Origin of the sequence: Pedobacter sp. MC2016-15 (genome assembly GCF_026239695.1) — a bacterium.
Taxonomy (GTDB): Bacteria; Bacteroidota; Bacteroidia; order Sphingobacteriales; family Sphingobacteriaceae; genus Pedobacter.
Genome location: NZ_JAPIVS010000005.1, coordinates 61,135 through 74,621, shown reverse-complemented (window position 1 = coordinate 74,621; position 13,487 = coordinate 61,135). Strand labels below are relative to the sequence as shown.

14 protein-coding genes are annotated in these 13,487 nt (G+C 44.9%); 5 read left to right on the top strand and 9 right to left on the bottom strand.

Annotated features, from left to right (window positions below):
• The first annotated feature begins 52 nt into the window (after nt 1-52).
• A complete protein-coding gene (locus OQY15_RS15495; RefSeq protein ID WP_265792727.1) occupies nt 53-1,063 on the top strand; it encodes an alpha/beta hydrolase in 1,011 nt (336 codons plus the stop codon).
• Here OQY15_RS15495 and OQY15_RS15490 read toward each other — a convergent pair.
• From OQY15_RS15490 to OQY15_RS15455, 8 genes are read right to left on the bottom strand one after another with little or no spacing between them, the layout of a single operon-like run.
• Nucleotides 1,060-1,830 carry a tetratricopeptide repeat protein gene (locus OQY15_RS15490; protein ID WP_265792726.1) on the bottom strand — a complete coding sequence of 257 codons (771 nt, stop codon included), beginning with the start codon at nt 1,828-1,830 and terminating at the stop codon, nt 1,060-1,062. The genes OQY15_RS15495 and OQY15_RS15490 overlap by 4 nt on opposite strands.
• Nucleotides 1,820-3,610 carry a BatD family protein gene (locus OQY15_RS15485; protein WP_265792725.1) on the bottom strand — a complete coding sequence of 597 codons (1,791 nt, stop codon included), beginning with the start codon at nt 3,608-3,610 and terminating at the stop codon, nt 1,820-1,822. Before OQY15_RS15485 ends, OQY15_RS15490 begins: the two co-directional genes overlap by 11 nt.
• 19 nt (nt 3,611-3,629) lie before the next feature.
• The gene (locus OQY15_RS15480; RefSeq protein WP_265792724.1) at nt 3,630-4,388 is read right to left on the bottom strand and encodes a tetratricopeptide repeat protein; all 759 of its coding nucleotides are present in this window, start codon (nt 4,386-4,388) and stop codon (nt 3,630-3,632) included.
• A 10-nt stretch (nt 4,389-4,398) separates the two neighbouring features.
• On the bottom strand, nt 4,399-5,496 hold the full coding sequence (locus OQY15_RS15475) for a VWA domain-containing protein (protein WP_265792723.1): 1,098 nt from the start codon (nt 5,494-5,496) through the stop codon (nt 4,399-4,401).
• 4 nt (nt 5,497-5,500) lie between these two features.
• Nucleotides 5,501-6,541 (bottom strand): VWA domain-containing protein, encoded by a 1,041-nt coding sequence (locus tag OQY15_RS15470; protein WP_265792722.1) that lies wholly within the window; start codon nt 6,539-6,541, stop codon nt 5,501-5,503.
• Entirely contained in the window at nt 6,492-7,439 is a 948-nt protein-coding gene (locus tag OQY15_RS15465) for a BatD family protein (RefSeq protein WP_265792721.1), read from the bottom strand. Before OQY15_RS15465 ends, OQY15_RS15470 begins: the two co-directional genes overlap by 50 nt.
• A gap of 8 nt (nt 7,440-7,447) precedes the next feature.
• Entirely contained in the window at nt 7,448-8,329 is an 882-nt protein-coding gene (locus OQY15_RS15460) for a DUF58 domain-containing protein (RefSeq protein WP_265792720.1), read from the bottom strand.
• A 21-nt stretch (nt 8,330-8,350) separates the two neighbouring features.
• Nucleotides 8,351-9,274 carry an AAA family ATPase gene (locus OQY15_RS15455; RefSeq protein WP_347343837.1) on the bottom strand — a complete coding sequence of 308 codons (924 nt, stop codon included), beginning with the start codon at nt 9,272-9,274 and terminating at the stop codon, nt 8,351-8,353.
• 273 nt (nt 9,275-9,547) lie between these two features.
• Between OQY15_RS15455 and OQY15_RS15450 the strand changes: the two genes are divergently transcribed.
• The 3 genes from OQY15_RS15450 (at nt 9,548) to OQY15_RS15440 (ending at nt 10,980) form a co-directional block, all read left to right on the top strand.
• A complete protein-coding gene (locus tag OQY15_RS15450) occupies nt 9,548-9,934 on the top strand; it encodes a DoxX family protein (protein WP_265792718.1) in 387 nt (128 codons plus the stop codon).
• A gap of 67 nt (nt 9,935-10,001) precedes the next feature.
• Entirely contained in the window at nt 10,002-10,601 is a 600-nt protein-coding gene (locus tag OQY15_RS15445) for an acetate uptake transporter (RefSeq protein ID WP_265792717.1), read from the top strand.
• A 4-nt stretch (nt 10,602-10,605) separates the two neighbouring features.
• The gene (locus OQY15_RS15440; RefSeq protein ID WP_265792716.1) at nt 10,606-10,980 is read left to right on the top strand and encodes a DUF1801 domain-containing protein; all 375 of its coding nucleotides are present in this window, start codon (nt 10,606-10,608) and stop codon (nt 10,978-10,980) included.
• On the opposite strand, the gene OQY15_RS15435 is transcribed toward OQY15_RS15440, so the two are convergent.
• Nucleotides 10,971-12,695, bottom strand: a complete 1,725-nt coding sequence (locus OQY15_RS15435) for a right-handed parallel beta-helix repeat-containing protein (protein ID WP_265792715.1) — start codon at nt 12,693-12,695, stop codon at nt 10,971-10,973. The two genes, OQY15_RS15440 and OQY15_RS15435, sit on opposite strands and share 10 nt — an antisense overlap.
• 169 nt (nt 12,696-12,864) lie before the next feature.
• On the opposite strand from OQY15_RS15435, the gene OQY15_RS15430 reads away from it, so the two are divergent.
• Nucleotides 12,865-13,461 (top strand): DUF4142 domain-containing protein, encoded by a 597-nt coding sequence (locus tag OQY15_RS15430; protein ID WP_265792714.1) that lies wholly within the window; start codon nt 12,865-12,867, stop codon nt 13,459-13,461.
• The last annotated feature ends 26 nt before the right edge of the window (nt 13,462-13,487 follow it).

The following is a 13,487-nucleotide window of genomic DNA, read 5'->3' as shown; positions in this document are numbered from 1 at the left end:
ATCACCACCTTCGGCTATGTTACATATATTTCCTTTTGCAGACCTTTAGTTTATGAAAAATGAAAAGGCTTATTATGCTATTGCGGTAATTCTGCTTCTTATGGCTTATGTTGCAGGGCCAAAACCTACAACCCCAGTTTACGACCAATCACTGCCGGCACTACCTGAGGACATTGATAAACTGGAGAAACATATCAGCTCAAATGAGGCCGCCCTTCCCGTCAAACCAGATAATCAGGCCAGGATCGTGTGGGCAGACAGCTTAAACAAAGGGCAAACAGAATATGCAGTAGTCTACATCCATGGTTTTGGCGCAAGTCAGGGCGAAGCAGAGCCGGTACACCGTAACTTTGCAAAGAAATTTGGTTGCAACCTGTATCTCGCGCGTCTGACCGGCAGCGGACTTAATAATAAAGATGCCATGCTGGATTTTACACCGGATCATATATGGACTTCGGCACGTGAGGCTTATGCCATAGGTAGAAAAATCGGGAAAAAGGTAATCCTGATGGGTACTTCCAACGGCGCCCTCCTAGCACTCCGGCTTGCCGCAACATATCCTGAAGTAAATGCGCTTGTGCTCTATTCTCCCAATATCCGAATCAATAACAGCGCAGCCTGGCTGCTCAATGACCCCTGGGGCCTGCAGATTGCCAGACTGGTGAAGGGTGGAGATTATGTCAGGAACAATGATAAAGAACCTGAAGTGTTAAAATACTGGTATAACCAATACCGGGTGGAGGCGCTGCCTCAACTTGAAGAATTTGTGGAAACTACCAGCAGACCTGATATCTTCGCGAAAATTAAGCAGCCAGTACTGATGCTCTACTACTACAAGGATGAAGCGCATCAGGACAAAACAGTAAGGGTAGATGCGATGCTGGATATGTTTGAACAATTGGGGACCCCTGCAGCATTAAAGAGAAAACTCAGCCTGCCGAAAACAGGAGTTCATCCCATTGCTTCAGCGTTATTATCGGGAGATATTCCATCTGTAGAAAGGGAAACACAGGACTTTGCACAAAGTATATTGAACATGAAAGTTTTACCAGAAAAACCTTAGATCTCTCTGAGATCTGCAGATTTGATCCAGCCTTCGCTCCCGTTTGCCAGCCTTACTTTTACCCAGTTTTGTCCAACATCGATAATTCGTACCTTCAATCCCTCATGGATCAGCACCAGTGAACGGGAACCTTCAGCAGGCTCACTTTTCACATAAACCGGACTATGGAATACGATTCCGTACTGCTGTTCAAAATAACTAACCTGACGGCTCAGAATAAACATTGCAAAGAGCCCCAAAGCAAAACAAGTCAGACTGGAAAAAAAAGCGGTCTTTTTGATCCCTCTGCGATGAGCAAAGAAGTAAACTATTAATAAGGCTGAGCCTGCAAAGGCGAATAACAAGCTGATTAACGCTATCGTATTGGCAGTGTAACTCAGGTAAATGGAAGTCCACCAGCGGTTCATGAAAAACTCCGGCACCTCTTCAATTTTATCCCGGATTTTCGAATTGCCAAGCCTGATATTCGCATTGATATCTTCGTCGTTGGGCGCAAGTTGATGAGCCTTTTCATAATACAGCATTGCCGATGGCAGATCCGCCAGTTTATAGCTGGCATTACCCATATTGAAATACACTGCTGCAGAATGCTTTCCACCGGCAATGATCTTTTGATAATTGTTTAGTGCCTCAGTGTACTGCGCTTTTGCATATTGCGCATTGGCCTGCTTAAACAGACTGTCAGGTTGTCCGCCGGCGTAAGTAAGCATGGGCAGCAACAGCGCGATCCAAAAAATTAATGTCCCTGAGCTGCGTTTAGATTTCATCTTCAATGCGATTGATAATATTTTTTGATTTTTGCAGAATTTCCTGCTCAGACATAGAGGTCACAGGCGAATAACGTGCCATTTCGCAAGTATCCAATGTAGTGAGAAGTTCCGCAGTCAGCAGTGGATCAAGCTTTCGTACATGGAGTTCATCAGCGATGTTTTCCCTGTTGAGTTCTGCTACAGAGATATTCAGCTTATCACTTAGATAACCATACAAGCCTTTAAAGACAGCTTCATAAAATTCGTTCCTGTCACCCAGATGTTTCTCAGCACTGGCCAAATGGCGGGCGGCTACCCTCCCTGCTTTGCGGCTTCTCATTTTGACCACGTCACTATTTGCGATACGCTGCTTATTCCTGTAAATAAACGCAGCTACACAGGATGCCGGTCCTGCAGCAAGCAACAGAAAATACCAGAAGGATTTGTAAAAACCCTTTCCGATATCACTTAAACCAGCATCGCCAGTCTTGATATACCTGATATCTTTATCCAGTACTTTTACTTCTTCCTTACCTGCAGCAGCGAAAGCAGTCACATTGCTTTCTGCTGTTCCTTTATTTACTTTCACTTTAAAGGGACTGCCGGAAAGCACCACATATTTACCTGTTGAGGGATTAAAATAAGAAAATTGTACCGGGTCAATCGTATACTCACCCTGATGCCGCGGAATAACCAGGAAAGTATATAGACGGCTACCCGAAACACCCTTTGCAGTCTCGGTAACCGTATCAGTAATCTTGGGATCATACTTCTCAAAATCAGGCGGAAAATTCACACTCAGGTCTTTCAGCAATTTGATATTTCCGGAGCCGGTAACTCTTACCTTATACGTGAGCGATTCATTGGCTTTCAATTCAGTTTTATCGAGATCTGCCGTCATACTAAACTTGCCTACGGCACCGGTAAATCCTGCAGGCTTACCATTTTCCGGCAGGGGTTTCACATGAATCACCAGCGGCGCACTTTTCGTGTTGTGTTTGACATCCTTGTACGGGCTTCCGAAAAACTGGTCCATGATATCATTGGAAGGTTCCGCCACCCTTGCTATAAAAGTCATCTCAAAGGGAGCGATCTTGATATCACCCGAATGCTCCGGGAACAGAATGCTTTGGCGCACATCTGCAACATTATATTTCTGACCTTTGTAAGTTTCTACCCTCCACTGCGCCTGCTGCTGGTTTTCTTTCACATCCTGGCTCCAGAAACCCGTGAGGTCCGGCAATTTATCCAGTCTGCTGTCAACAATACCTACACGCGTGTACAGGCGATAACTGAGCAGCACCTGCTGCCCCTGATATACAGTCGTCTGATCAGCCACAGCACGGAGAAACAGGGATTTGGAAAGATCTGCAGTACTTCCATCAGTAATAGTGTTATCGGCTGCATTCCGACCCTGATTTTGCTGGACAGGCTGCCCTTTAACTACAGTCATGCGTATGGGATTTGTCTGCAGACGTTTGCCATTAACGGTCATGCTGGCAGAACCAATAGTGATACTACCCTCTTTGATCGCAGCAAGAATATAACTGTAGGCAATACTGATTGTCGTATTGCCATTGATGGAGGTCATACTGTTTGACACATTGGGCCCCGAAAGCACCTGGAAACCTTCAAAGCTGGGCGGTGTAAAGCGATCACCATTTCCATTTACTGCAAATTGCACTTCAAACTGCTCTCCGGTAGCAACCTGTGCCGAACTTACCGCTGCTGTAAATTTCAGATCCTGTGCAAACGACAGGTTTGTACAAAAAAGCAGCAGTATCAGGATATAATTCATTTTTTGATACATAACAGTATTACCAGTCTTTAGCGACACGTACTTTTTCTCCTTTGAATTTCTTGTTCTTCAATTTATCCTGCGTCTGCTTCTCATTGTTATTCATCGCATCCAGCATGCGCTGGGCATCCTCCTTAGACAACTGACCGGGCTGAGGTTTTGGCTCCTGTTTCTGGTCCTTTTGATCCTTATCTTTATTTTGCTGATCCTTTTTATCCTTATCCTGCTCTTTTTTGTCCTGATTCTTCTGATCCTGCTCTTTTTTGTCTTTGTTATCCTTATTCTTCTGATCCTTATTCTTGTCCTTATTATCCTTGTTCTGCTGCTGCTGTTTTTTCAGCATTTCCTGCGCATAGGCAAGATTATAGCGCGTTTGCTCGTCCTTTGGATTGTTAAGCAGTGCTTTTTTATACGCAGCTATCCCTTCTTCCAGCTTTTTATCATTGACAAAGGAATTTCCGAGGTTGTGATATGCCTGTGCTTTTACATCCCTGCTCTGTTCCGGAGAGCCGGCAATCTGGCTGAACTGTTCCCTTGCATCTGCAAATTTCTTTTGTTTATACAGGGCATCTCCTAAATTGAAATTTCCTTCAATCGCTTGCCCCTTCTGGGGATTCTGAGTTTTCTGCAACACAGATTTACGATAGTTAGCCTCTGCTTCGGCATAGTTCTGCTGTTTATACAGATCATTGCCCTTTTTGATATAACGTTTCCCCTGCTGTGCAAACAGCCGGGGAGTCTGTAATAAAAACAATGATATGATCAGTAAATACTTCATGTTTATCAATTTATCTGCTCCTTCCCGTGTTGATCCTGTTCTGACTTGGTCTCATTCCTGCAGCCGGTGTAGGCGACTTCACTTCAAACAGCTTCACATTGCTGAGACGCTGGCTTTTGCGGGCAGAGATAAAAAACTCTGCCAATAAAACGATCAGGGCCAGTCCCAGGAAGAACTGGAAGCGGTCTTCATAATCCTTGTAATTCCGTGAATCTACTGTTTTACGCTGCACCCTGGCTATCTGGTCACGCACGATCTCCATACCACCATTGGCATTGGTGGCCCTCACGTAAGCTCCTTTTCCAGCGATAGCCACCTCTTTGCCCATCTCTTCATTCAGCTTGCTCAACACAGTTTTGCCCAGGCTGTCTGTACGGAAACCTTTCTCCTTTCCGTTCTCATAGACAGGCATCGGCGCTCCTTGCAGGGAGCCAATCCCGATCACATTGATCATAACGTCTTTATCCGCGGCATTTTTAGCAGCTGCCACAGCATCATCTTCATGGTTCTCACCATCTGTAATTACGATCATTGCTTTACCCGTCCCATTCTTGAAATCAAGCGACCGCATTCCCAGATCTATTGCCGCACCTATCGCCGTTCCCTGCGTGGGCACCATATCCGGAGTAATAGTATTTAGAAACAATTTGGCAGCAGAATAATCCGTCGTTACAGGCAGCTGTACATAAGCTTCGCCGGCAAAGACAATAATTCCTATACGGTCATTGTGCAGATTGTCGATCAGCTGTGCGATGGAGCGTTTCGCATTTTCAAGCCTGCTGGGGGCGATGTCCTGAGCCAGCATACTGTTGGAAACATCCAGCAGTATCATCAGGTCTGCACTCTTCTGTTTAACCTCCTCCACCCTGGAACCAATCCGCGGATCGGCGATACCTATCACCAGCAGCACGTAAGCGATAATAAAAAGAATAAACTTGAGCCAGGGCCTTGAGAATGATACCTCAGGGATAATCATATCTACTACCTTACGGTCTCCCAGTCGCGCAAGAGCTTTCTTTTTCCATCTGCTGACAACCAGAAACAGAATAACCAGCAATGGGATAGCCGCCAGCCCCCACAAGAATTCTATATGTGCAAAACGTAACATCCTATTATGTTAAAGCCCCCTTCAGCAAAGTATTTTTAAGTATAAACTCCGAGAGTAGAAGAACCAGTGCAATTAGTGCAAAGGGCAAAAATACCTCAGTTTTTTTATGATACTGTGTCACGTCGATCTTCGCCTTTTCCAATTTATCGATCTGTTCATAAATGTTTTTCAATTTTTGATTGTCGGTAGCCCTGAAATATTTTCCTCCCGTGGTACGGGCAATTTTAGTCAGCGTTCCTTCATCAACATCTACAGGCATATTCTGGTAGCGGATACCCTCCGGGGTTTGCACCGGATATGGCGCATATCCCCTAGTACCAATACCCACTGTATATACTCTGATATTAAACTGTTTTGCAATTTCCGCGGCCGTTACCGGGGGGATAGAGCCTACGTTATTTGAACCGTCAGTTAACAGAATCACCACCTTGCTTTTAGCTTCACTGTCTTTCAGCCTGTTAACCGCTGTCGCCAATCCCATACCTATGGCCGTTCCGTCATCTACCATTCCGTTTTTAACCGCAGAAAACACATTGATCAGCACATCATGGTCGATCGTTAGCGGACATTGTGTAAAAGCCTCGCCACTGAATACCACAAGGCCGATCCTGTCGTCAGGTCTGTCCTTGATAAAATCTATAGCAATATTTTTCCCCGCTTCCAGCCTGTTGGGCTTAAAATCTTCAGCCAGCATACTGCCGGAGATATCTGAAGCGATTACAATGTCGATACCCTGTGTAGTGGAATTTTGCCAGCTTAAAGCCGACTGTGGACGGGCCAAAGCAATGATCAGTGCCAGCAATGCCAGCGACCTCAGCACCAGTCCGAGGTGGCGCAACCGCGGAATGATACTCTTATTGGCCAGCGAAAACCCGCTGACGGCAGAAATACTCAGACTTCCCTGTAACTTTTGCTCCCTCCAGATGTAATAAGCCACCATTACCGGAATCAGCAGCAACAGCCAGAAAAAACCAGGATTAGCAAATTCTGTCTCCCTAAACACCGGCACCTCCCTCTGTAATGATTTTCCTGGTTGCTGATACAAAAAGCATGGCATCTTCGATGCTGCGTTCGTTTTCTACCGCTACAGGTTTCTGTTTTGCAAACTTCACCAAATCAGCCAGGGTAAGCAAGTCCTGTACCGTAGCTTTGTTTTCAGCTGTGATATCAGCATATTTCAACCCGGATAGGATCTCATCAGTAGTTTTTTCATACGTTTTGATCGCATATCTTTTCTCGATATATTCACGCAGCACATCACTAAGCTCACTGTAATACTCCTTAACCTGCTCCTGCTGCCATAATTTTTTCTCCTTCAGCGCCTTCAACTGATCCAGCGCCACTGTATGTGCAGGCAAACCTGGTTTAGGGACAGTTTTTACCGGTACATCCTTCTTACGCTTCAGCCAGTAATACACCGCAGCGACAATCAGCAGTATCCCCAGCAAAGGAAACAACACCAGCTGCCAGTTGTCTTTCAGCCAGTCGGTAAAAGTATATGATACAGCCAGCGGTTGCTTGATATCAAAAATTGCTTTTGTAGTATCCACCTTCACTGTTTGCACCAGCAGCTGCAGCGGTTCTGTCCTCAGCAATCCCGCCTTGCCCTTAAACTCATACGAAGGAATCGTATAGGTTCCGGCATCAAAACCAGTGATTACAAAACTTTTGGTCACAGTAATTTTCTCAGGATTGTTCTGATCACGGATCGTATCCTGCGCAGCAGTGCTTACGATCTGCAGTTTTCCCGCAAGGGTATCGGCCAGTGCAGGAAAGCTAAACTGATCCTTTGCCTGCTGGTAAATCGTAAGGTGCAACTTCGTCTGGTCGCCAATACGAATGGCCGACTGATCCAGTTTGGCAACCGCACGGATATCCTGTGCAGCCGCCTTCATACCAAAGACAACCAGGAATACCAGGATATATTTAAAATGCTTGGTCATATATTCTGTTAACGTTTGCGTTCCCGCTTTTTAAATAGTGATCTCAATGGGCTTATGTAAGATTCATGTGTGCCTATTGAAGTAAAGTCTACACCAGATTTGGTGAATATATCTTTCAGCAAGGCATTTCTTTTCCCTGCCTCGGCCCGGAAAGCATCCCGGACCTTTTTATCGCTGGTATTCACCCAGGACAGCATTCCCGATTCTTCGTCCTTCACCGGGATCAGTCCCAGATCCGGAAACTCCTCTTCTGTCTTATCATACAGGCGTAAAGCGATCACATCGTGTTTCTTATTGGCTAGTTTCAGTTGCTGCTCAAATGCAGGACTCATAAAATCAGACAAAATAAAGGCTGTACATTTCTTCTTGATGGCACCCGTAAAATAGCGCAGCGCTTCGGCAATATCCGTACCCTTACTCTCCGGTCTGAAATCGATCAGCTCCCTGATAATCATTAAAATATGGCTGCGTCCTTTTTTTGGAGGGATAAACTTTTCAATACGGTCTGAAAAAAATATTACCCCTACCTTATCATTGTTCTGAATCGCAGAAAATGCCAGTACTGCACAAAGTTCTGTAGCAAGATCCTGTTTCTGCTGATTTTGCGTACCGAAGTTTTCAGATCCGCTCACATCCATCAGGATCATCACTGTCAGCTCCCGCTCTTCATCGAACACCTTCACATAAGGGTGGTTAAAACGCGCCGTCACATTCCAGTCGATCGTCCTGATTTCATCTCCAGCCTGGTACTCCCTTACTTCGTTGAAAGCCATACCTCTACCCTTAAAAGCAGAGTGGTACTCTCCAGAAAACAGGTGGTTGCTCAGTCCGCGGGTTTTGATCTCAATCTTGCGTACTTTTTTTAGCAGCTCTTTGGTGTCTCTTGCCATAATAGATTACAGGAATGACTGTTAAGGTACTTCTACTGCATTTAAAATACCGGTAATGATATCTTCAGTAGTCATGTTCTCCGCTTCGGCCTCATATGTCAGCCCGATACGGTGTCTCAGTACGTCATGGCAGATTGCTCTTACATCTTCAGGAATTACATAACCTCTTCGCTTGATAAAAGCATAAGCCTTCGCCGCCAATGCCAGGTTGATACTTGCCCTTGGTGAGGCCCCGAAACTGATCAGGTTTTTATAGTTCTCCAGTTTATACTGATCCGGGAAACGCGTGGCAAAAACGATATCTATGATATACTGTTCTATCTTTTCGTCCATGTATACCTCTTTCACCACCTTACGTGCCCTGATAATATCATCGGGGTGTACAATGGCATTAGGTTTCAGCATTCCGCCAGGGGCGATATTTGCCCTTACAATTCTTTTTTCATCTTCTTTGGTTGGATAACCGATCACCACCTTCAGCATGAAACGGTCTACCTGTGCTTCAGGCAAAGGGTACGTTCCCTCCTGCTCAATTGGGTTTTGCGTGGCCAGCACCAGGAAGGGCGCAGGCAGCGGAAAAGTCTGGTCGCCAATGGTCACCTGTCTTTCCTGCATGGCTTCGAGCAAAGCACTCTGAACCTTGGCCGGAGCACGGTTGATCTCATCGGCAAGAATAAAGTTCGAGAATATCGGCCCCTGTCTTACCACAAATTCTTCTTTCTTCTGGTTGTAGATCATCGTTCCGATCACATCCGCCGGCAGCAGGTCTGGCGTAAACTGAATTCTGCTGAAATCGGCCTGTATCGCTTTTGACAAAGTATTGATAGCGAGAGTTTTCGCGAGCCCCGGGACACCTTCCAGCAGGATATGCCCATCGGCAAGTAAACCGATCAGCAGGCGTTCTACCATATATTTCTGACCGACAATCACCTTGTCCATCTCCATTTTCAAAAGATCCACAAAAGCACTCTCACGCTGTATCATTTCATTCACAGCCCTGATATCCGTTGTATACGATGAATTTAATTCTTCCATTAATCCTTTACTTTTTAGATACGGCAAACTTATAAAGTATATCCATTTTTCAATAAAAAAATGTCAGATATATATGTTAAAAAATGTTAAAAATTGTCTCATTCCACCCTCTTCATTGGCTTTTCTGCACCGCTGTAATCGTGTGATGACGAATTATATTTATCAAACCTTAAATAATCTTTTATGAGTTCAACAAACAAAAGCACAAAAATCCTTTATTGGGTCAGCACGGGTATTATTGCTGCATTTATCCTACCTGGAATCTTTTACATTGGCAGTAAAATGGCCCTGGAAGGCACTTCACATCTGGGTCTTCCGCTATGGTTTCATTATGAGCTGAGTATTGGGAAATTTATCGGGGGCATTATCCTCATCCTTCCTTTTTTTCCAAGAATGATTAAGGAATGGGTATATGTGGCATTCGGGATCGATTTTATCTCCGCCGCTATTGCCCATCTTGCCGTTGACGGGCTTGCATCAATGTGGTATTTCCCTGTGGTCTTCTTTGTTCTGCTGATCATCTCTTATGTCACTTATCATAAATTACAAGCGCAGCGGCAGATCCAGTAAATTTGCATTTCCGCGACATAATTTGTTATATTTAGGATTAGAAATTTAACCAAATACTATTACTTGTATGACAGAAACTACTCCCCAAATTGTAGCCGTGGTGAACGAGACTGCGAATCCAGCACCATTAGGACTTTGTGCTTTTGGCATGACTACCGTGCTGCTGAACATTCACAATGCCGGATTTTTTGAGATGAACTCAATGATCCTCGCAATGGGCATCTTTTATGGCGGACTGGCGCAGGTGATCGCCGGGATTATCGAAGCAAAAAAGAACAACACTTTCGGACTCACTGCATTTACCTCCTACGGATTCTTCTGGCTGTCGCTGGTTGGCCTGTTGGTGATGCCTAAGCTGGGCTGGGTTGCCCCAACTTCTGCAGGAGCAATGGCTGCTTACCTAGCTGTATGGGGTGTTTTTACCTTCCTGCTGTTCTTTGGCACACTTCGCTTAAACCGCGCATTGCAATTTGTGTTTGCTTCTCTGACCATCCTGTTCTTTTTACTGGTTGCAGGTAAAGTTACAGGTAATCCTGCTATAGAACACCTGGCAGGATATGAAGGAATTATTTGTGGTGCCTCTGCCATCTACACCGGGATCGCTAACGTACTCAACGAAGTTTATGGACGCGTTGTTTTGCCTATCGGACCGGTAAAAACAGCTTAAACTCATGACCCCGGATCAGTCAAAACCTACCACTATTGATGCATATATTGCAGCTTTCCCGAAAGAAACTCAGGTGCTTCTTCAGGCAATGAGAAAAACTATCGGGGAAGCCGCTCCGGCAGCCACAGAGACGATCAGCTACCAGATCCCTACCTTTAAGCTCAAAGGCAATCTGGTTCACTTTGCAGGATACCAGCACCATATTGGTTTTTACCCGGGTGCAGCGGGCATTGCCGCCTTTGCTGATGAGCTCACAGGATATAAACATGCGAAAGGTTCGGTACAGTTTCCCATTGATCAGGCATTACCGCTGGAACTGGTTAGCCGGATAGTGAAGTTCAGGGTCGAACAAGATTTGGCGAAGGCTGCTCAGAAATGATTTTTGCTGATCCTGACGTCTGTATTGCCTTTCAACTGAAAAACTGGTCTCTTTTTACCAGGTGGCATAAAATGAGTTTGTACGATTGTATTTTCGCTGAAGGTTAAGCCATTGACACTTGCGGCCGACAATAAAGGATAATCGTATACCCTGAAAACATTATTGATGATCCGGATATTTTTATGCACCTGGTAACCCTTGATCAGTTTTTTGTTCTGAGGCGAAATCATGATTGGATAGTTATCCGGGAAGTTATTATAGGCACAATCTTCAAAGACGTTGTTCCTGATCATCACATCTGTCACCGGCCCGGATTCAAACCAGCTTAGGGCATCATTTGCAATCAGGATGGCATGCATACCCGTGCGAAAGAAGATATTGTTTTCTACCAGGACTTTTCTCTTTGTAGTCACCAGCAGGCCCCGGGTATTCGTACCTTCTATACGGGAGTTTCTCAACGTCAGGGACGGTGTCCAGCTTGTATTTTCGAGTACATCTCCTACTTTCAGTCCGGCAGGCACAGCGCCAGTAAATTCTACCAGGATTTCTTTTTCTGAGATCAGCCTTGCGGTTTTCACTACTCCGGTTTCGAAGATCCGCAATGATGCAGGATGCACAAATGCCACGCTATCCCCAGTGATAAAGGCTTCAAAACCATAGGTCTGATCGTGCATAAAGCGAAGTGTTACCGATCGCGGGGAAATCAATTTTGTGATCTTTAAATGTGTTCCATGCACATTCACTGCATCATCATGTAAACCACGGAAGCGGCAATGATCAATAAGGATCTGACCCTTGCAACCAGAAAAGTGCATCCCATCTGCCGATGATGCCATCGCCCTGCCGTTGCCTTTTGCCGGTTCTATGAAGACACTATCGAAATAAAGGTTTTCAGAAAACTGGGAGATTATACCCAGGCCATGCATAAACTGCATGTGTACATTTTGGAGGTACACATTTTTTGACCGGTTGATTAAGGCACCTACATAATCCCTATAGCGGTCGCGCACAGTCAGTATCTGACCGGGACTCGCTTTAAATCCGGAAAAAACTCCTGTAAACCTCAGAATCTGCGGATAGAGTATTTCCGCTTTGCTTTGCTCAAAAGCCTCCCATTCTACTTCCCTGTTTACCCCTGTAACAGTATCAGCGAGAACAGCATGAAAGTTTTGGGTGATCCAGTTTTCTCCGTACCACACAACTGTCCCATTGTTTACCCTGAATTTACTGTCGGGATGTACCTTTACAGTAATACTTCCCGGGGTAGCCTCCATGATCGTCATCTCTGACATCCCCGGGCGCTCATAGTCAATCCGGATATTTTGCAGCCGCATCTTTTCACAGTGATCAAATATCCAGCTGATCATTTTACCATGAAACACAAACAGCGAGTTGTTTCCCTCAATGACCATGTTTTTGAGTCCTTTAAAATACAATCCGGCCCTTTGCTTTTTTTCGGGGTATTCCTCCGCGCTTGAAGAGTTACTGATAAAGTAAATATGCTCTTCTGCCTGCTCAGGCCAAAAATCATACCTTCCTTCAGGGAAGCTGATTACACATCCATCCTGCTGGGGACAAGCCGCTATTGCTTTTTTGACCCCCGGCACAGCATCACTGAGGCTGTTTGGAATAGCTCCATAATCCTTTACATCCAGGCGCTGTGCACAAAGACAAAATGAGCAGAAAAACAATAATATAAGCAAACCGAATTTCATGAACACAGGGACTTTGGATAAAGTAAAATTTAGCCATCATCATTAGGCCAAAGCTTTTTTCTTCCGGAATCAATATAAGCAAATATCTGGTTTTAGAGTAAGCTGTACACAGCTATTGTAGTGCTGCTGAACAAACCGTATTTTTATACCCTTATCAGGAATTGAAGTAATGATGATGAAAACCACCAATCTACTCCTTCTGGCTGCGATCGTAGTTTTTATGTTTAACGCTTGTAATACCGAACCTAGACCAGCAATAGATGCGAGTACGCTGACAGCAGATAGTCTGCCCCCACAGCGCCCGGATAGCAACCTGAAAGACCCGATGGATACCGCGTCCAGTCATATCACCAGACTTGTCCTTAACAATAGAGCAGGTTACCTGATGGAAATGGCTATGGGTACGATTGCGCAACAAAATGCACAGAGTACCAGGGTGAAAAATTTCGGGGCAATGATGTTGAAAGACTATACCAAAGCGAATAGTAAACTGCTGATTTTATCAAAAACAAACCATATCATAGTTCCGGCAAAGATGCCTGCCAGGATCCAGTCCCATGTACAGGAGATCAGCAAGTATAATGGGAAAGAATTTGACAGACGGTATATGTTGCTGATGGCAGCTCAGCATCAGAAAGATATTGACCTGCTTGAGAAAACAGCAAGAACGTTACGGGACACTACTTTTAAAGATTACATTATTAAAACGCTTTCCCTGAAGAGGTTACACCTGGATTCGGCGAACACCATTAAAAATCAGCTTTAGGCAGCTTATTTTGTTGGCAGAGCGCA